An 18,402-nucleotide genomic window follows, 5' to 3' on the forward strand; every position below is an offset into this window, starting at 1 on the left:
CTAGAAGAGGTTCCAGAGGTACTGGTTCGTCACCTCGTGGTGGAACTGGATCTCCGCGTCCTTCACGCGGGTGCCCAGCTGCTTGGGGCAGCGGTCCGCGGAGGCCACCTTCAGCTCCGCGTACTTGCCCTGCACCTGCTCACCCAGCGTCTGCGCGACGAACTGGCTGCCCTTGAAGAAGCGCACCGCGTCGTAGATGTTGTCCGGCAGGAAGCGCGTGCGGCTGCGCTTGGTCTCCGCGTCCTCCTGCGGCTGCGGCCCCTCCAGGCCCGTCTTCAGGAGCGTGAAGAGGACCATGTACGGGTTCGCGTCCGGCGCCACCGAACGGCACTCGACGCGCGCGCTGCGCTCGTTCCCGAACGGGATGCGCACCATGGCGCCGCGGTTGTTCGCGGAGGCCTTGATCTGGTTGGGCGCCTCGTAGTGCGGATCCAGGCGGCGGTAGGAATTCACGCTGGAGTTGAGCACGAGGCAGATGTCGTTCGCGTTGTTCAGGATGCGGTCGATGAACTCCCAGCCCATGGCCGACAGGCCGTCCTGGCCGCCCTTGTCGTAGAACAGGTTCTTGTTGTTCTTCGACAGCGACATGTTGATGTGCATGCCGTTGCCGTTCACGCCCGTGACGGGCTTGGGCAGGAAGCTGGCCGTCAGCCCCTGCTGCGCGGCGACCTGACGGCAGAGCAGCTTGTAGAGCTGGATCTGATCCGCGGCGACGAGCGCCTCGCTGTACGAGAAGTTCATCTCGAACTGGGAGGGGGCCACCTCCGGGTGGTCCTTCTCGTTCTCGAAGCCCATGGCGCGCTGCGCTTCCGCGGCCTTGTCGATGAAGGCGCGCAGCCCGTCGCCCGGCAGCGCGTGGTAGTAGCCGCCGATGGAGATGAACTCGAACTTGCCCTCTTCGTGGTAGTGGCGCTCGGCGTCACGGTTCTTGAAGAGGAAGCCTTCGATTTCCGGCGCCGCGTGGAACACGGTGCCGTCCTTCTGGAACAGCTGCTCGGTGGCGCGCTTGAGCTGCCCGCGCATGTCCGAGTGGTACGGCGTGCCGTCGCGCTCCAGCACTTCGCAGAACGCCAGCACCTTGCCGGGGCCGAAGATGTCGGACGGCAGCCAGTAGAACGCGCTCCAGTCCACGTTCAGGCGCAGGTCGCTCTCCGCCTGCGCGGAGAAGCCGCGGATGGAGGAGCCGTCGAAGGTGAGGTTGTCCGCGCTCTTGAGGAGGAACTTCTTGTCGTAATCCAGCATGTGCAGCCGGCCTTCCAGGTCGGTGAAGCACACGGTGACGGCCTTGATGCGCTTCTCGTCGGTCAGGTACTTGATCCGCTCCTCGCGAATCTTGTCCGGCGACTCGCGCTTGATGCGCTGGCGCTTCACCTTGAGGTTGAGTTCCTCCAGCTCGTCGTAGGGAATCTCCAGGAAGTCCCGCAGCGGCTTCTGCTCCATGGTCCTGCCTCCAGGCGTGTCCCCGGTTCCGGAATACCGGCGGAGACATCAAATGCACGGGCGCAGGTATTTACATTCCGCTACGCGAAATCAAGCCTAATTTTGGCGGACTGAAGACTAAAGGTCTTGTCGGGTCGCTCACGGATGCCAGAACGTCAAGGGACGGGGTGTCTGTCACCCCGCCTGGTGGACACTGCGCGCCGCGCCGCGTCGCCCTCGTGTCCGCATTCGGACGCGCGGGCTACGGGAGGGGGACGAGCCCCGGCGCGGGCAGCGGGGTCCCGGCGGGCCAGAGCACGTACGCGGCCCCCCGGGAGTGCTGCCAGGCGCGCCACAGCTCGGCGCGGGGGTAGGTGGCGTGGGTGGTTTCGTTGGAGCCGAAAGCAGGGTCGTTGACGACGACGTCGCCCCGGTCGGTGAAGCCCTTCACGACGATGAGGTGCCCGTCGGTGCGGCGGGAGGCGCCGCCGGGGAGCTCGCCGGGCTCGTAGGCGATGCTGATGCTGACGGGGATGCCCGCGGCGATGAGGCGCTCCACGGGGGCAAAGGAGTCGAAGCGGGCGACGAGCCCGTGCAGCGCGCCGTTGGCCATGCTGGCGGCGTAGGCGGTGTTGAAGCTCCAGTTGCCGGTACCTTTATAGACCCAGTCGTAGGTGTGGGCGGCGGCGGTGGGGACGGGGTGTTCCAGGTCCGCGCGGCCCAGCTTCCGGCTCCAGTAGCCCAGCAGCATGGTGGTGGACGTGGGGGAGCACCAGACCTCGCCGCCGTCGGGGTAGATCATCTGCGAGTAGCCCGGCACGTCGAGCACGACGCCCCACCCGGTGCGGTCCGACGTGGCGTCCTGGGGCGTCAGGCGCGTGTCGGTGACGGCGGCGGCGAGGGCCCGGACGCGGGGGCTGACGTCCGCGCGTTCGGAGAAGAGGTGGACGGTGACGCGCAGGGCGTCCGCGCGGCGCTTCAAGTTGAGGGTGTCGGTGAAGACGTTGCCGTCGGCGTCGCCCTGGCCGTCCACGCTGTGGCGCGCGACGGTGGTGGTGTCGAAGGCCCAGACGCCCAGCTCGTAGTCCTTGGTCCAGGTGCCCTCGACGCGGGCGGAGACGGTGAGCTTCACCCAGGTGCCCGGAGGCGTCTGGGCATCGAAGGACGGCACCACGCTGTCGAAGCCGCCGGGGACGGACTGGACTTCGGAGGTGGCGGTGCCGACGCGGAAGGAGCCGCCGTTGTAGAAGCTGCCGCCGTCCAACCAGGCCCCAGCGGGGAACGGGTCGGTGCCCTCCTTCGCGGTGGAGGGGTCCAGCTCCAGCGCGCCCTCGGCGGTGACGCGGGTGCCATCGCGGGAGAAGCGCGCGAGGTCCCCTGACACGGACGTCTTCTGCCACAGGCGCGCGGGGGAGCCCGCTTCCGGAGACGTGTCCGGAGTGGCCGACGGCGGCGAGGAGGCGCAGGCCCAGATGCAGGTGGCCAGCAGGACAGCGGAGAGGACGCGAGCGCGGGCGTTCACGCGGGGGATTGTCGCAAACGCTCGCACGCGGTCACAAGGTGGATTCCTGGAAAGTCCGGCTGCGAAACACAAATCGCCAGGGACGCCGGATTCTCGAAACGAAGCGCCAGTTAGTATCCCTGGAGCAGCCCGACAGCGCTCTGCTCCAGGAAAATCCACATGTCCTTCATGGTCTCATCCTCCCACCCCGTGGTGAGGACGTGGTCCCTCGTCTGTGCTCTGGCCGTCACGGCCGTCTTCCCCGCGAATGCCTCGGAGCCCGAGGCGCTCCGTGCCGCGCAACGCGTTGAGGCGGAGGCGCGCCCCCATTACCTGTACCAGGGCGCACCGGTGTACCTGGACGTGGATCCCTCACGTCTGGTCGTTTCCGGAACGGCGGGAGCTTCCGAGAGCGCGCTGCGTGGCACCCTCTCCAACGCAGGGCTCGCGGGTGCGATTCTGGAGCGCATGCCCCTGCAGGACGATGCCTTCACGGTACGTCTGGCGAAACAGGCCACTGTCGTGGAGGCCCAGCGGCTGGCGGAAGCGCTGCGGCAGGAGGGGCGTTACGGCTTCGTGGCGAACATGTACCAGTGGCAGGGCGGCGACGTCGTCCTGCATGACCGCCTCATCGTGCACCTGAAGGACGGTGCGGACGCGGGCGCCATCGAGCGGATCAACAAGGAGTGGGGTTCCCGGCTGCTGCGCGGTCCCGAGGGTGGCTCGGAGGAGTACCTGCTGGCATACCCGAAGGGGGCGGACCCGCTGGCATTCGCCCTCGCGGTCGGTCAGCGGCCCGAGGTGGAGTGGGTGGACCCTGACAAGACGTCGGCGCGTCAGCTGTATGCCGTCCCGTCGGATCCGTTCTACGGCCAGCAGTACTACGCGAACAACCCCACGCGCTTCAATGACATCCCCGTGGACATCCGGGCCGAGTGGGCCTGGGATTTGACCTACGGCTCCTGGCCGGCGTCCGCGGGTGCGTTCCTTGTCGCCGTCGTCGACAATGGCGTGGAGGTCGCCCATCCGGATCTGGGGAGCCAGTTTGTCATGGGCTACGACGCCCTCCAGAACACCTGGAGCACGTGGGCGTGCATGGACTGCGCGACCCGCCCGAGCGAGGGCGACTCTCACGGCACCTTCGTCGCGGGCATCATCAAGGCCCAGCACAACGGAATGGGACTCGCGGGATTGGCTCCGCACGTGACCCTGCTGCCCATCCGGATCGCGCGACAGGGGGGCTTCGCGCCGGACTACCAGATTGCCATGGGCCTGGATGCCGCGTGGCAGAACGGCGCGCAGGTCATCAGCAACTCCTGGGGCGGGGGCTCGGTGAGCAACGCCATCACCGCGGCCATCGACCGCGCGACGAGCAAGGGGCGCAACGGGCGGGGAGCCGTCGTGGTGTTCGCGGGCGGCAACACCTCGAACCGGCTCCAGGGGCAGATTGGCGCCGTAGCGTATCCCGCCAGGTTGCCCAACGTCCTCGCCGTGGGCGCCATCAACCGGCAGGGCGGCCCCACCAACTACGGGCCTCGCGGGCCCGAGCTCGACGTGGTTGCTCCCTCCAGTCAATTCATCGGCGAGTGCCGGGGCGACGTCATGACCATCGATCTGCTGGACGCCTGGGGGTGTAACGATGGGCCCGGTGGAGACATCAATTACAGCAGTTCGTTCGGCGGCACCTCCGCCGCGGCGCCCCAGGCCGCCGCGGTCGCGGCCATGGTCATTGCCCGGTCGCCGCTGCTGACGGAGGCGGAGGTCCGTCAGCGGATCAAGAGCGGCGCTGACGGATGGGACCCCGCCAACCAGATGGATGCCGGAAAGTTGAATGCCTTCCGTGCGCTGGTCGGACGCGCGAGCGTCACCGTGGATGGCCCGGTCCTTCCCCCGACGGCGGATATCTACTCCTACACCGCGAACGTCACCGGTGGGGTGGTGGGAGCCAACACCTATTACTGGACCCTCACGGACATGCAGGGACAGCACTTTCCCCTGGGAACCGATGCCACCGTCTCCGTCGAGGTCCGGGCGAACGAGTCCTTCCAGCTTTCGGTGATGATCACCAATGGTCCGGACGGACAGGTGGCGCGATCCGGGCTCTGGGTCCGAGGGCCGACGACCTGTGCTCAGGGACCGATAACGCCGGGCAACCAGTGCCCGATCTTCGATTAGGCGGGTGCTGTCCCCGGTGCCGGTGGGCCGGCACCGGGGCGGCGACCGCACCGTGCGAAAGCGTGCGCCCCGTTCACGCGAGCTTGAGCCCGCGTGAACGGCGGCGCTGGCTCAGTGCGGCTCGAAGTCGCACGTCTCGCTGCCCCCTCTGAGCACGTGGCTCTCCATCTCGCGGACCTCTCCGGAGGTGGACACGTGGAAGACGTGCTGGGTGATGGGGATGTCGCGGTCGCACTCGATGCCCCGGAAGCCGATGACGTCGAAGCTGCCGTCCGAGTTCGTCTTCACGCCTCCCTGCTCCACGTCGTAGCAGAGGAAGTCGTAACCCAATGCGTAGACACTGAGGACGGCCTCCTGCTCCGTGTCGATGGTCCCCAGCACCTCCGTGACGGAGGCCGGCGTGGAATGGGTCCGCACCTTGTCGCCCTGGGTCGTGAGCAGGAACTGGTAGGAGCAGGTGTCTTCGTAGCAGGCGAAGTGGAAGCCGTTGGAGGGCCGTGATTCATCCACGGCCGCCTGACACGCGGGGACCTCGCTGGCCGTCGCGCAGACCTGGCCCCAGGAGGTGAGGGCGGCAGACGGTGGATCCGTTGGAGAACGAGGCTCGCGCGAACTCCGGAGCTGGATGGCCTCCACCCCCGGCGCGGGCCGCAGGTCCTCGAAGAGAGGACGGTTGCTCAGCTTGAACGAGCAGGCGACCTCCTTGAAGCCGTCCGTGTCCGCAGTGGAATCACAGCCGGTCAGCAGCAACGTCATGCCCACCAGGGCGCGTGAGAAGAAGTGGCTCATGCCCAGAGGTCCTGTTCCAGCGTGTCCAGCAGCGCCAGCGCCGCCTCCGGCGTGGGCATGCCCGCCTGCGTGACGATGCTCGCGTCAAGCGGCACCGCGACCTCCTCCCTCAGGAGCGCCACCGCGCGCCTCTGCGCCGCGCGCAGCGTCTCACGCTGCTCCTCGGACAGGCGCGGACGGGCCCACTGGTCGATGTCCCACGACAAGGCCGCATGCCGCGTCTCGTCCTCCGCGATGCGGACCATGGCCTCGCGCACCTCCAGGTCGCTCGCGTGCAGCGCCTGATGGTGGGCGAGCAGCGCGCCATACGTCTCCCGCACGCAGCCCTCCACGGCGTTCTCCATGGCCACCTCCACCAGGGAGCGCGGGGGCAGGTCCTCCACCACCGGCCGCCGGGGCGTGCCCCCGAAGCGCCGCGCCAACCGGTCCGTCACCCGGGCGTGCTGGACCTCCTCCATGGCGCTGCGGCGTGCCGCGTCCTGGAGGCCCACGTCCGCGCCGTGCAGCTCCAGTTCGTCGCGCAGCCGCAGGAACGCATGGACGGACGCCGCTTCCAGGTGGGCCGCGTCCGCGAAGTAGCGCCCCAGCGCCTCCGGGCTCTGGCAGGCCTCCGCGACCTGGAGCCCCACCGGCCTGCGTCCGATGTTGCAGTTGGGGTCTCCCTTCTCCAGGACGCGCTTCTCCTGCTCCTGGAGCTCGCCGGAATCGGAGACCCGCACCACGTGCTGTGTCAGCTCCGTGTTCGGTCCGCAGGCGTAGCCCTTCGTCGCGACGACGTTGAAGCTGCCATCCGCGTTCTTCTTCACCGCGCCATACTTCTTGTCTCCGCAGAGGAGGGAATAGCCGGACGCGAAGGTCTTGAGCACCGCCTCCTGTTCCGTGTCGATGGTGCCCAGCACCTGCTGGAGCTCCTCCAGCGTCGAGTGCGTCTTCACCTCGTCACCCCGGGTGGTCACCAGGAAGGACTCGCTGCAGAAGTCCACGCAGACGTGGTGGAAGCCGGCGGTGACATTCGCGTCCTCCAGCGCGGTCTTGCACGCGGGGACGTCGGTGGCCGTCGCGCAAGGCTGGCCGGAAGCGCTCACGTTGACATAGGAGACGGGCGTCTGGCCTCCGTTGGGGTTGATGTAGCGCAGCTGCACGAAGTCCGGCGCCGGTGTCAGCGTCAGGTCACTGACGGACAGGCCCTGAACCGAGCACGCGACCTCCGAGTAGCCCGTCAGGTCCACGCTTCCCTCCGAGCCGTCACAGCCCGCCAGCACCAGGGGCGTGGCGAGCGAGGCGTGCAGGGCGCGCGAGAAGAGACGGCGCAGTCGATGGATGTTCAAGAGGGGCTCCCGGGAAGGACGTGTGTCCAGGCAGCAGAGCAATGCGGATGCCAACAGGTCTTCCCAGGTGGGTCCCCTGTGCGCACCGCTTGGAAGGCTGAGAAGGACTCGGAAAGTTGAGGGGGACAGGACCTAGCCGCCGCGCTTCCGGGCCGTCTTCCGGGCTGGAGCGCGAGGGGTGCGCGGCCGTTCCATGAGCACGGACAGCCCGTCCAGGATGCGCTCCAGGCCGAAGGCATAGGCGTGGTCCGGGTTGTACGCGGCACCGTGGGCCGCACCCGCGGCGGAGCCCACCCGGGACGCGATGGGATAGCGCTCCGGGTCGAACATGCGCGTGAGCAGGGGCGCGTTCGCCTCCCACCAGGCGCCATCGCTCATCTGGGACTCGAGCCGCGCGGCGCGCTGGTCCGCCGCGGCCCGGGCACTGGACTCCACGAAGCCCAGCACGAACATCAACGCCGCGTCCTGCTCCACGTCATCCAGGCCCTCGCCTTCGAGCGCCTGGAGCTCGTACTCGTATTTGGCCAGCTGGCCGGGGCCCAGGGGCGGGCGCGTGGTGGACACCTCCGCCAGCCATGGGTGTTCATGGAACAGGGCGCGGTTGTCATGCGCCACGGCCTCCAGCCGCGAGCGCCAGTCCCGGCCCTTCGGCTTGCGCCGGGCCATGCCCGCGTAGAGCGTGTCGAGCATCACGTCGATGAGCTCCGCCCGCCCGGGCACGTACGTGTAGAGCGCCATGGGCGCGATGCCCAGCTTCCCCGCCAGCGCCCGCATCGTCACCGCGTCCAGCCCTTCCGCGTCCGCCAGCGCCACCGCCGCCGCGACGACGGCGGTGACGGTGAGCGCCTGCTTCGGACCTCGCTGGGCCTTCACGGGCAGGGAGTCCCGCCACAACAGCTCCAGCGTCCGGGTGGGGTCTCCCATGCTGCTGCGATGCGATGCCATGGGGCGGATTCTTCCAACGCCGCGGCCTTGACGTGCAACTCCGTACGGCGTACGTAGATTGGGTCGTCCAATCCGTGAGGAGAGCCGTTCATGCGAGTCACTGCTTCCGCTGTGTCCCTGAATGTCGATGACGTGGAGGCCTCCGCCTCCTTCCTGAAGCGCCACTTCGGCTTCGCGGAGGCGATGGCCGCGGACGGCTTCGTGTCGCTGGCCCGGCCCGACGTGGGCTTCAACGTCTGCTACCTGCGCACGGGCCTGAAGTCGCTCAAGCCGGAGTCGCTGAAGACGCGCCGGGCGGACGGGCTCATCGTCGCGTTCGTCGTGGACGACATCGACGCGGAGTACGCGCGCATCCAGGCGGAAGGGGTGAAGGTGCTGACGCCCATCGAGACGGAGCCGTGGGGCGAGCGCTACTTCCAGGTCGCCGACGCGAACGGCGTCATCATCCAGCTCGTTCAGTGGATGCATGCCCCGGGACAACCCGAAGGCGTTGCATGATGCGCGCATGAGCACGGACCCGGTCGCGCCCCGCTTCCACCAGGCGATGGAGGTGCTGCCCCTTGCCCCAGCCCTGCGGGTGCTGGAGGTGGGGTGTGGCCACGGCATCGCGCTGGGGCTCGTGGCCTCGCGGCTGCGCGACGGGTGCGTCCTGGGCATCGACCGCTCGGAGAAGATGGTGGCCCAGGCGCTGCGGCGGAACGCGGACGCGGTCCTCGGGGGCCGCGTCCTGGCGCGCACCGGGACGCTCGCGGAGGTGGACCTGGGACGCGAGGCGTTCGATGTCGCCTTCGCCATCAACGTCAGCCTGTTCGCGGACGACGCGAACGTGGAGCTTTCGCGGCTGCGCGAGCGGCTGCGGCCGGGAGGCTCGCTCTTCCTCTTTCATGAAGCACCGGTCGCGGCTCACGCGAAGCGCTTCGCCACGCAGGCGTCACGCAACCTGGAGGCGCACGGCTTCACCGTCCGCGTCCTCCCGGCGGCGCCGTCGCGCGCATGCGTCGTGGGGCAGGTGCCCGGGTAGGAAAGCCCGCTGCTCCCAGTCCGACGTGGGGAGCAGGCGAAGCGTTTGCCGAATGTCAGACCGAGTGGATAGCGTGCAGCTCATGCCGGACATCCGCCTGCCTGCCGAAGCGAAGTACAAGACCGAGCTGGACGCCCTCGCCGCGCATGACGACAAGCCCCGCCCACCGGGTTGGGCGCTGTCGCCCCGCGCGGTGGAGATGTACATCCTGGGCAGCCCCAAGCCCGTGGGCGGCGTGGCCATCACGCCCAAGTACGTGGGCGACAAGGGGCTCATCCAGGTGTGCATCGCGACGCTCGCGTCGGACCGCGCGCTGATGCTCGTGGGCGAGCCGGGCACCGCGAAGAGCTGGCTGTCGGAGCACCTCTCCGCGGCCATCAGCGGCACGTCCGCGCTCGTCGTCCAGGGCACCGCGGGGACCAGCGAGGACCACATCAAGTACTCGTGGAACTACGCGCTGCTGCTCGCGCAGGGGCCCACGCCCGAAGCGCTGGTGCCGTCGCCCATCCTGCGCGCCATGCGCTCGGGCAAGTTCGCGCGCTTCGAAGAGGTGACGCGCACGTCGCCGGAGATTCAAGACTCGCTCATCTCCATCCTGTCGGAGAAGCAGGTGTCGGTGCCGGAGCTGGGGGAAATCACGAGCGCGCAGCGCGGCTTCAACCTCATCGCCACCGCGAACACGCGCGACCGCGGCGTCAACGAGATGAGCGCCGCGCTCAAGCGCCGCTTCAACTTCGTCACCGTGCCGGTGGTGGAGGACCTGGAGCAGGAGATCCAGATCGTCACCAAGCGCGAGGCGGAGCTGCGCAACGACTACCAGGTGGGCGTGCCGCCGCCGGAGGAGCTGTCGCGCGTGCTGCTGACGCTCTTCCACGAGCTGCGCAAGGGCGTGACGAAGGACGGCAAGACGAAGGTGCGCACCCCCGGCGCGGTGCTGTCCACGGCGGAGGCCATCAGCGTGCTGTTCAACAGCTCCATCCTCGCGCAGCAGTTCGGCTCCGGGACGGTGACGTCGCACGAGCTGGCGGCGTCGCTGGTGGGCGCGGTGGTGAAGGAGCAGGAGGACGACGTGAAGGCGCTGCGTGAATACATGGAGACCGTGGCCAAGGGCCGCACGGGCCCGTGGAAGGAGCTGTACACCGCCAGCAAGAAGCTCCTGAGGGGCTGATGGACTTCGCCCTGCTCACCCGGGTGCGGCACTTCCCGGTCCGTCACCACTCGCCGCGCACCACCGCGGTGCTCCTGAAGTGGCTGGAGCGGGTGAAGCCCGAGGTGGTCCTCGTGGAGGGCCCCTGCGATGCCACCGCGCTGGTGGACGTGCTGTGCGACGCGCAGACCCGGCCGCCCGTGGCCATCCTGGGCTACCGCACGGATGGCGCTCCGTCCTCCTCGCTGTGGCCCTTCGCGGCCTATTCACCGGAGTACCAGGCGCTGAAGTGGGCCCGGGCGAATGGCGCGCGGGCGGAGTTCATCGACATCCCGGTGGGGGTCAGCCTCGCGGTGGACCGCCACGCGCCCGGCCTGGGCCTGGAGGCTGAGGCCACGGACGGGGAGGCGCCCGCGCCCGAAGGCCCGGAGGCGGAGCCGCTGGTGCCGGTGACGGAGGCGTTCGCGCGCTCGCAGGGCTACCGTTCCTTCGAGGAGTTCTGGGAGGCGTCCTTCGAGGCGCCGGACTGGAGCCCGGAGCAGTTCCAGCCGCTGCTCATCGCCTGGGCGGAGGTCCTCAACGCGGGGCCCCGGCAGGCCTACCACGGCCAGCGCGATGCCTTCATGGCGCGCAAGGTGCTGGAGGTGGTGGCGGGCGGTGTCGCGCCGGAGAAGGTGGCGGTGGTGGCGGGCGCGGCCCATATCGCGGCCTTCCTGGCGAAGCACGTGGACCCGGCGGAGGAGGCGAAGCTGCCGGCGGGCGTGCCGTGCGCGGTGACGGTGATTCCGTACAGCTTCCCGCGCCTGTCGGAGCAGCTGGGGTACGGCGCGGGCAACCGGGCGCCGCACTTCTACCAGAAGGCCTTCGAGGCGAACTGCGACTTCCGGCGGGCCACGCTGGAGGTGCTGCTGGACTTCGCGGCGCACCTGCGGATGCGCGGTTTCTCCGCGTCGCTGTCGGACGTGCTGGAGGCGTACCGGCTGGCGGTGACGCTGTCGGACCTGCGCGAGAAGAGCGCCCCGGGTCTGGATGAGCTGCGTGAAGCGACGGTGGCCACGCTGTGCCGCGGGGATGCGACGCACGTGGACAACTTCCTGTGGAAGAGCGTCGTGGGCCACGAAGTGGGGCAGGTGGCGAGCCGCATCGGGCAGAACTCGCTCCAGGCGGAGTTCTGGCGCGAGGTGGGCGAGCGGCGGCTGCCACGCACGGACAGCCCGGAGACGTTCTCGCTGAAGCTCAACAACCCGGTGGAGGTGGGCTCCTCCGTGTTCCTCCACCGGCTGCGCGTGGCGGGCATCCCGTACGCCACGCTGTCCGGGACGGGCTCGTCACGCAAGCCGGGGGCGGAGGCCGGCGGCTACGCGGCGCTCACGCGCGTGCGCGAGTCCTGGCAGGCGCAGTGGACGCCGTCCACCGACGTGGCGCTGGTGGAGAAGATCGTCCTCGGCGACTCGCTGGAGGCCGTGACGAAGCACGTACTCCTGGAGCAGCTGTCCAAGGCACCCTCCACGGCCGGGGCCGCGGAGGTGCTGCTGGAGGCGGTCATCACCGGGTGCTCGGAGGTGGTGGCCATCGCGTTGCGGGCGTGTGACCTGCACGCGTCGTCGGACTGGGACCTGCCGTCGCTCGCATCCGCGGCACGGGCGCTGTCGGGGCTGATGGCCTACGGCACGTCGCGCGCGCACGCGGAAGGGGGCGACGAGGCGGTGGCCTCGCTGGGGGAGAAGACCTTCGGCCGGGCGCTCTTGCGCGTGCGCGATGCCAGCGCCTGCGCTCCGGACGCGGTGCCCCAGGTGCTGGACGCGCTGCGCACGCTGCACGAGGTGGCGCTGTCCCAGCCGCGCGCGGACAAGGCGGGCTGGTTCGTGGAGGCACGTGGCTTGATGGAGAGCCACGCGGTGCACCCCGCGACGTCAGGGCTGGCGACGGGCCTGTTGTACCTGGCGCGCGAGCTGCCGGAGGCGGACGTGGCGCTGGAGGTGGGCCGGCGGCTGTCGGCGGCGGTGGAGCCCGCGGACGCGGCGGCGTACCTGGAGGGCTTCCTCCAGGTGAACGCGCTGGTGCTGGTGAAGAGCCGCGACGTGGTGAAGGCGCTGGATGACTTCCTCACCAGCGTGGAACCCGAGCGCTTCCGGCAGACGCTGCCGGTGCTGCGCCGGGCGCTGGGCGCGCTGGGGGCCACGGAGCGCCGCTACCTGATGGAGAACGTGATGGGCGTGCGCCAGCTGAAGGACAAGGGCCGCGCGGTGAAGGCGGTGCTGGAGGAGAAGGACAAGGCGACGCTGAAGGACCTGAGCGCGGACCTGGGCAAGGCGCTCGATGATCTGGATGACCTGCTATGAGCATGGACCCCAAGGACCTGGACCCGAAGGACCGCGACGCGCTGTTGCGCTGGCGGCTGGCGTTGGGGCCGGAGGCGGAGAAGACGGGGGCCTGCCCGTCCCTGAGCGCGCTGGGCATGAGCGCGGACACGGTGGACCTGGAGGGCGGCGATCTGGAGGGGCTGGATGACGCGCTCTCCTTCGTCTATGGCGAGCGCTCCGCGGGGCGGGGCGGCTCGCGGCCCTACCTGCCCAAGTGGCTGGGCGCGCTGCGCGACTTCTTCCAGGATGACGTCATCGCGCTGGTGCAGAAGGACGCCATCGAGCGCAAGGGGCTCACCCAGCTGCTCTTCGAGCCGGAGACGCTGCCCTTCCTGGACAAGAACCTGGAGCTGGTGACGACGCTGGTGAGCGCCCGGGGGCTCATCCCGGAGCAGGCCAAGGACACCGCGCGCGCCATCATCCGCGAGGTGGTGGACGACCTGCGCAAGAAGCTGGAGTCCCCGCTGCGCACGGCGGTGCTGGGGGCGCTCAGGCGCGACCGGACGAGCCCCATCCCCATCGCGCGCAACATCGACTGGCGCCGCACCATCCGCGCCAACCTCAAGGGCTGGGACGCGGAGCGGAAGCGGCTCATCCCGGAGCGCTTCTACTTCTGGCCCAACCAGCGCCGTCACCATGAGTGGGACGTGACGCTGGTGGTGGACCAGTCCGGCTCCATGGCGGAGAGCGTGGTGTACAGCTCCGTGATGGCGGCCATCTTCGCGTCGCTGGACGTGCTGAGAACCAGCCTGGTGCTGTTCGACACGGAGATCGTCGACATGACGCCCGTGCTGGCGGACCCGGTGGAGGTGCTCTTCTCCGCGCAGCTGGGCGGCGGCACGGACATCAACCGGGCGGTGGCGTACGCGCAGGAGCACTACGTGCGCCGGCCGGAGAAGACGCTCTTCATCCTCATCACCGACCTGTACGAGGGCGGCAACGCGGAGGAGCTGGTGGCCCGGCTGCGGCAGCTGGTGGACTCGCGCTCCAAGGTGCTGTGCCTGCTGGCGCTGTCGGACAGCGGGCGGCCGTCGTATGACCATGCGATGGCGGAGCAGCTCACCGCGCTGGGGATTCCGTGCTTCGGGTGCACGCCCCGCAAGCTGGTGGACGTGGTGGAGCGGGTGATGCGCAACCAGGACCTGGCGCCGCTGCTCGCGTCTGGCGACACGAAGGGGGAGCGTCATGGCTGAGATACGGCCCGTCATCGGCATGGGCGGGATGACGGAGATCATCAGCGACAAGGCGGAGCTGGCCAAGGGCGCGGCCCTGTTCGACGGCAAGCAGCTCACCAACCTGTCGCGCTACGAGAACAAGCTCTTCGCGGACGCGGCGGGCTCCGGGGCGACGGCGTACAAGGTGTCGCTGGTGTTCGGCGAGGCGCGCTCGGACGTGAAGGGGCGATGCTCGTGCATGGCGGCGCGCTCGCGCCCCTTCTGCAAGCACGCGGCGGCGCTGCTGGTGGCGTGGGCCCGGGCTCCGCAGGCCTTCGTGACGGCGGAGGCGGCCCCGGCCGGGCTCACGGGCCCGGGCGGCGCGAAGAAGAGCGTGAAGAAGGGCAAGGCGGAAACCGGCGACCTGATGAAGACCGGCGTGGCGCAGGTGTCCACGCTGGTGCGCGAGCTGGGCCTGTCGGGCGTGGCGTCGCTGGGCGCGGAGCGGCCGGAGCAGGTGCGCGCGCTGGGGGAGGCGCTCCGGGCCAATGGCCTGCGGCGGTTGGCCGCGCGGGCGGTGGAGCTGGCGGGCCTGCTGGACGCGGCGGCCTCGCGCACGGGCACCTTCGAGGCGCCGGTGTACACGGATCTGGTGGCGGACATGCTGCTCACCGCGCGCAAGGTGGAGAAGCACCTGGGCGGTGAGGCGCTGGAGGCCCGCCACGTCGAGGAGCTGATTGGCAAGACGTGGACGAAGAAGGACCGCGCGCCCGTCACGGGGCTGACGCTGGTGGAGTACGCGTTTTCCTCGAAGGTGACGCCGGACCGGTTCATGGTCCGCGAGAGCCGCTTCGTGGACCTGGAGTCGGGCAGGCACTACAGCGAGAAGCAGATCCTCCCCGCCAACCTCAAGACGGTGGAGCCCAAGACGAGCCACGCGGGCTTCGTGCTCGAGGGCGCGTACGGCGGACAGTACCCGGGCTTCTCTCCGCACCGGCTGGACCTGGAGTCGTGGAGGGACGGGGTGGCGGTGGCCCGGGAGGTGCTGGAGCGGCTGGTGGAGGTAGCGCTGCCGGACGTGGGCGCGGTGATGGCGGCCTTCCAGGAGCACCGCAAGGACGTGTTCGCGCCGGACTTGTTGCCGGTGGCGGTGCGGGTGGAGGCGCTGCTCGCCAGTGGGGCGCGTTCCCAGTTCGTGGACGGCACGGGGCGGGGCCTCTTCCTGCCCGTGGACCCGTCGCTGGAGGAGCCGCTGTCCAGCGCACTGGAGGACGCGAAGCTCGTCGCCGTCCTGGGGGACGTGGGCCTGGAGGCGGCGCTCCCCACGCTGTTCCCGTCCGCAGTGGTGGTGCGGGCGCGGGAAGGGCTGGACCTGCGCGCGCTGGGGCGCTCGGAGGACACGCCTGAGGTGTCCCGGCGGCGCGGACGCGTGCGGGCCCCCACCTCGCCGAACGCGCTGCCCCGCAGCGGGTGGGCGGAAGCGGCCCGGGCGGCGGGTGCGTCTCGGGCGGCCATCGCGCTGGCGGAGGTGCGCGACGAGCTGGCGGACGCGTTCGCCAGCGGCCTGTCCACGGTAGGCCCCCGCACGGTGGAGCCGCTGGTGTCCCGGCTGAAGGAGCTGGGGCTGGAGAAGCCGGGCGCGCTGCTGGAGGCGCTGGCGCAGCGCGCGGACCCGGCGGAGCGGCTGGACGACTTCATCAAGGTGTACCAGGTGCTGGGCATCGCGCTGGTGCGCCTGTCGGGCGCGGTGCAGGTGGACATGGCCCAGCTGGAGGCGGTGCCCACGCACCCGAGCATCCACGTGCACCGGCCGGAGGAGGTGCTGACTCCGGGCGAGGCCATGGTGCGCCGGGCGCGCGGGGAGCTGACGCGCTACGAGGCGGCGGCGCACGCGGCGCGCTACTACGCGAGCCTGGGCGCGGACGCCCTGGCGCGGGAGCTCTACCCGACGTGGAGCGATGGCGCGGCGAGCGCCTTCGTGGCGCGGACGGTGGCGGCGTTGGGCGAGAGTGCGCTGGGGGCCGTGCGGGCCGCGCTGTCGGAACACCACAGCCGCATGGTGCGCCGCACCGCCATCCGCGTGCTGGGCGCGATGGGCGGAGTGCAGGCGCGGCGCGAGCTGGACGCGGTGACGCGCAAGGGCCACGACATGGGCCTGCGCCTGTTCGCGAAGGAGACGCTGGAGGACGTGCAGGCCCGGGAGGCGGGCGAGGCGGCGGTGGCGGAGCTGGCGCGGAGCCGGAAGGTGAAGGCGGTGCCGCTCATCCAGGCGGCGCTGTCCGAGACGACGAAGGACGCGCGCGGGGCGGCCGTGGCCATGCTGGCCGACCTGGGCACGGTGGCCCTGCCCGTGCTGCGCCAGGTGCTGCACGGGGACCCGGCGCGCGAGGTGCGGCGCGAGGCCGCGGAGGCGCTGGCCCGGATGGGGGACGCGGAGGTCCTGGACCGGTTCATCCTCATGGTGCAGGGCCGCGGCCACGACGACGTGGAGGCGAAGCACGCCGTGCACGCGCTGGGAATGCTGGGCGACGTGCGCGGCGCGGAGGCCCTGCTCCTGGCGTTCGTGGACGGGTGGAAGCCCGGCGTCGTCGCGGAGGCCATGCGCTCGTTGGGGCTGGCCCTGTTGCAGCCCGCGCTGGACCTGGCCGAAAGGCGCCCGGAGGAGCTGGAGCGGCGGGCGTTCCGGAGCGTCTTCGAGGGCTTCCAGCCCACCGACCTGGCCCGGGCGCTGGAGGCCCGTCTCAAGGCGTCCCTCGAGCACCCGGACCTGCTGGCCCGCGCGGCGGTGTACCTGAAGGTGGCGGCCTCGAACGCCCTGGTGGGCAAGCACATCGCCCAGCGCCTCATGGAGGTGCCCGCGCTGGCCGGGGACAAGGCCCTGGCCAAGGCGGCGAAGAAGCTCCTGTGATGCTCAGCTCGACAGCTTCGAGGTGAGGTCGATGCTGATGGGGGAGGCCGGCACGGGGAAGGGCTTCCCGGCCGCGCCGCTGAAGTCCAGCGTCTTCAGGTTGACCGAGTACACCAAGGGGTTGGCGTAGAAGCGCACGGACAGGGTGAGCGCGACCAGGTCCTTCACGACGGCCCACTGCGTGTAGTCCAGCTCGTCCTTGCCCACCTTGTTCACGGAGCGGCTGGTCCCCGCCGGGATGTCCACCGTGTTGAGGATGTGGAAGGCGAGCGTGGTGGCGTCCGCCGCCGCCGTGATGAGCGGCTGCGAGTACTGCTTGAGGTACGCGGCGCGCACGAAGCGCGCGGGCGGCGTGGAGTCCCCCGGCAGGCCGCGCATGCCGCTGCCGTGGCCGGCCGGCGAGAACGACCCGGAGCCCAGCTCCGTGGGCTTCGCGTCCCAGGGCGTGAGGTTCGCGTAGCCGCCCAGGTTCTGCAGCTGCTGGGGGAACGGCGGGTCGTTGGTGCACACGCCCACGGGGTTCTCGTAGACGTTGAGCTGCCCGTTGGTGAACTCCACCACGATGCTGTTGCCCTTGGCGTCGTGGATGGGGAAGTGCAGCGGGAGCAGCGTCGCCAGCAGGTCGCCCTCCCAGACCTGCACGTTGCCGCTCGTCAGCGCGGTCTGCACATCCGCCACGCTGCCGCACGTGCCCAGCGCCCAGCTCACGAAGTCCACCAGCGCCAGCGCCTGCGCCGGCTGGCTCACCTTGGGATAGGCGGAGCCCGGCAGCCACAGCGCGCCCACGGACAGGCCCTGCGTGTTGAGGCCGTCCACGATGACCTTGTCTGTCATGGCGGTGAGGCCCACGAAGCCATACGCCGCCGTCCACTTCAGGCCCGGCTTGCCGCTGGGGCCCATGGACTGGAAGGACTCGCCCGAGGCGTGGACCATGAGCTGCGACTTCAGGTCCGCTCCGAACTCCATGCTGCGTCCATTGACGGCGATGGGCCCGGAGGCGACGCGGGTGTCATTGCCGGTGATCAGGAAGTCGGTGCACATGGGCGTCCTCACTCTGCGTGGTGATTAATTCCTCCCACGGCGGTGGGCGGGTTCCACGGTGTCTGGATGCCATTGCACGGTGCGCACCAACACTCCGCCAAACCGGAAAACGTCCAAATTCCGGGGGATTGCGTGGAGGGCCGGTGGGGAGGGGCTCCGGGCGCGTCCGGGCAGGAGGCAGGCGCGTTCCGCGCAGACGCTGGGCATTGCGTGATGTCCGGAATCCGGCAAGCCTCCGCCTCGCATGACGGACCCTGCTCCTGCTCCTACGCCCCCACCGCGCCGCGACGACGCGCTGGACGAGTACGAGCTGCCGTTCTTCCAGCGGCTGTCGCTGCAGTGGCAGGGCATCGTCATCGCCGTCGTGCTGCGCGCCACCGACCTGCTGCTGCTGCTCCCGCGTCCCCGGCTCCTGAAGCCGTACCTGGGGCTGTGGTGGCAGCGCATCCTGTGGACGCCCTACCGCGCGCGGCGCACCTTCGAGATCGCGCGGGCGCTCCAGGCCTCCGGCCAGCAGTTCCGCGAGCTGATGTACGGCGAGACGCCGCTGGTGACGGCGCTGTGGTTCTTGAGGAAGGCGGGCGTGGGGCGCGGCAGCCGGGTGGTGGACC

13 protein-coding genes and 1 pseudogene are annotated in these 18,402 nt (G+C 70.1%); 8 read left to right on the top strand and 6 right to left on the bottom strand.

What is annotated here, in order from left to right; genetic code table 11:
• Both D7W81_RS15290 and D7W81_RS15295 read right to left on the bottom strand, forming a co-directional pair.
• Positions 1 to 1,440 (bottom strand): glutamine synthetase family protein, encoded by a 1,440-nt coding sequence (locus D7W81_RS15290; protein ID WP_120556109.1) that lies wholly within the window; start codon positions 1,438 to 1,440, stop codon positions 1 to 3.
• A 241-nt stretch (positions 1,441 to 1,681) separates the two neighbouring features.
• Positions 1,682 to 2,941 carry a C39 family peptidase gene (locus tag D7W81_RS15295; RefSeq protein WP_120556110.1) on the bottom strand — a complete coding sequence of 420 codons (1,260 nt, stop codon included), beginning with the start codon at positions 2,939 to 2,941 and terminating at the stop codon, positions 1,682 to 1,684.
• Between the two features lie 159 nt (positions 2,942 to 3,100).
• On the opposite strand from D7W81_RS15295, the gene D7W81_RS15300 reads away from it, so the two are divergent.
• Positions 3,101 to 5,095, top strand: coding sequence for a S8 family serine peptidase (locus D7W81_RS15300; protein WP_120556111.1), 1,995 nt, complete (start codon positions 3,101 to 3,103; stop codon positions 5,093 to 5,095).
• A 111-nt stretch (positions 5,096 to 5,206) separates the two neighbouring features.
• Here the strand turns inward: D7W81_RS15300 and D7W81_RS15305 are convergent, their stop codons facing one another.
• The 3 genes from D7W81_RS15305 to D7W81_RS15315 form a co-directional block, all read right to left on the bottom strand.
• On the bottom strand, positions 5,207 to 5,884 hold the full coding sequence (locus tag D7W81_RS15305; protein WP_120556112.1) for a hypothetical protein: 678 nt from the start codon (positions 5,882 to 5,884) through the stop codon (positions 5,207 to 5,209).
• The gene (locus D7W81_RS15310; protein WP_120556113.1) at positions 5,881 to 7,212 is read right to left on the bottom strand and encodes a ferritin-like domain-containing protein; all 1,332 of its coding nucleotides are present in this window, start codon (positions 7,210 to 7,212) and stop codon (positions 5,881 to 5,883) included. Before D7W81_RS15310 ends, D7W81_RS15305 begins: the two co-directional genes overlap by 4 nt.
• Before the next feature lie 132 nt (positions 7,213 to 7,344).
• Entirely contained in the window at positions 7,345 to 8,157 is an 813-nt protein-coding gene (locus tag D7W81_RS15315) for a TetR/AcrR family transcriptional regulator C-terminal domain-containing protein (RefSeq protein WP_120556114.1), read from the bottom strand.
• Between the two features lie 90 nt (positions 8,158 to 8,247).
• Here D7W81_RS15315 and D7W81_RS15320 point away from each other — a divergent pair, with 90 nt between their 5' ends.
• The 6 genes from D7W81_RS15320 to D7W81_RS44110 all read left to right on the top strand — a co-directional run bounded on the left by D7W81_RS15320 (position 8,248) and on the right by D7W81_RS44110 (position 16,750).
• Positions 8,248 to 8,655 carry a VOC family protein gene (locus tag D7W81_RS15320; RefSeq protein WP_120556115.1) on the top strand — a complete coding sequence of 136 codons (408 nt, stop codon included), beginning with the start codon at positions 8,248 to 8,250 and terminating at the stop codon, positions 8,653 to 8,655.
• Between the two features lie 7 nt (positions 8,656 to 8,662).
• The gene (locus tag D7W81_RS15325) at positions 8,663 to 9,178 is read left to right on the top strand and encodes a class I SAM-dependent methyltransferase (RefSeq protein ID WP_158621600.1); all 516 of its coding nucleotides are present in this window, start codon (positions 8,663 to 8,665) and stop codon (positions 9,176 to 9,178) included.
• 82 nt (positions 9,179 to 9,260) lie between these two features.
• Positions 9,261 to 10,346 carry an ATP-binding protein gene (locus D7W81_RS15330; RefSeq protein ID WP_120556117.1) on the top strand — a complete coding sequence of 362 codons (1,086 nt, stop codon included), beginning with the start codon at positions 9,261 to 9,263 and terminating at the stop codon, positions 10,344 to 10,346.
• Entirely contained in the window at positions 10,346 to 12,667 is a 2,322-nt protein-coding gene (locus D7W81_RS15340) for a DUF5682 family protein (protein WP_208721315.1), read from the top strand. The genes D7W81_RS15330 and D7W81_RS15340 overlap by 1 nt, the downstream gene beginning before the upstream one ends.
• Entirely contained in the window at positions 12,664 to 13,881 is a 1,218-nt protein-coding gene (locus D7W81_RS15345; RefSeq protein WP_120556119.1) for a VWA domain-containing protein, read from the top strand. The genes D7W81_RS15340 and D7W81_RS15345 overlap by 4 nt, the downstream gene beginning before the upstream one ends.
• Positions 13,874 to 16,750, top strand: coding sequence for a HEAT repeat domain-containing protein (locus tag D7W81_RS44110; protein ID WP_120556120.1), 2,877 nt, complete (start codon positions 13,874 to 13,876; stop codon positions 16,748 to 16,750). Before D7W81_RS15345 ends, D7W81_RS44110 begins: the two co-directional genes overlap by 8 nt.
• 3 nt (positions 16,751 to 16,753) lie before the next feature.
• Here the strand turns inward: D7W81_RS44110 and D7W81_RS15355 are convergent, their stop codons facing one another.
• On the bottom strand, positions 16,754 to 17,791 hold the full coding sequence (locus D7W81_RS15355; RefSeq protein WP_120556121.1) for a linear amide C-N hydrolase: 1,038 nt from the start codon (positions 17,789 to 17,791) through the stop codon (positions 16,754 to 16,756).
• Between the two features lie 244 nt (positions 17,792 to 18,035).
• On the opposite strand from D7W81_RS15355, the pseudogene D7W81_RS15360 reads away from it, so the two are divergent.
• A pseudogene (locus D7W81_RS15360) lies at positions 18,036 to 18,402 on the top strand (class I SAM-dependent methyltransferase); the annotation flags it as partial.

It is taken from the genome of Corallococcus aberystwythensis (assembly GCF_003612165.1).
GTDB lineage: Bacteria > Myxococcota > Myxococcia > Myxococcales > Myxococcaceae > Corallococcus > Corallococcus aberystwythensis.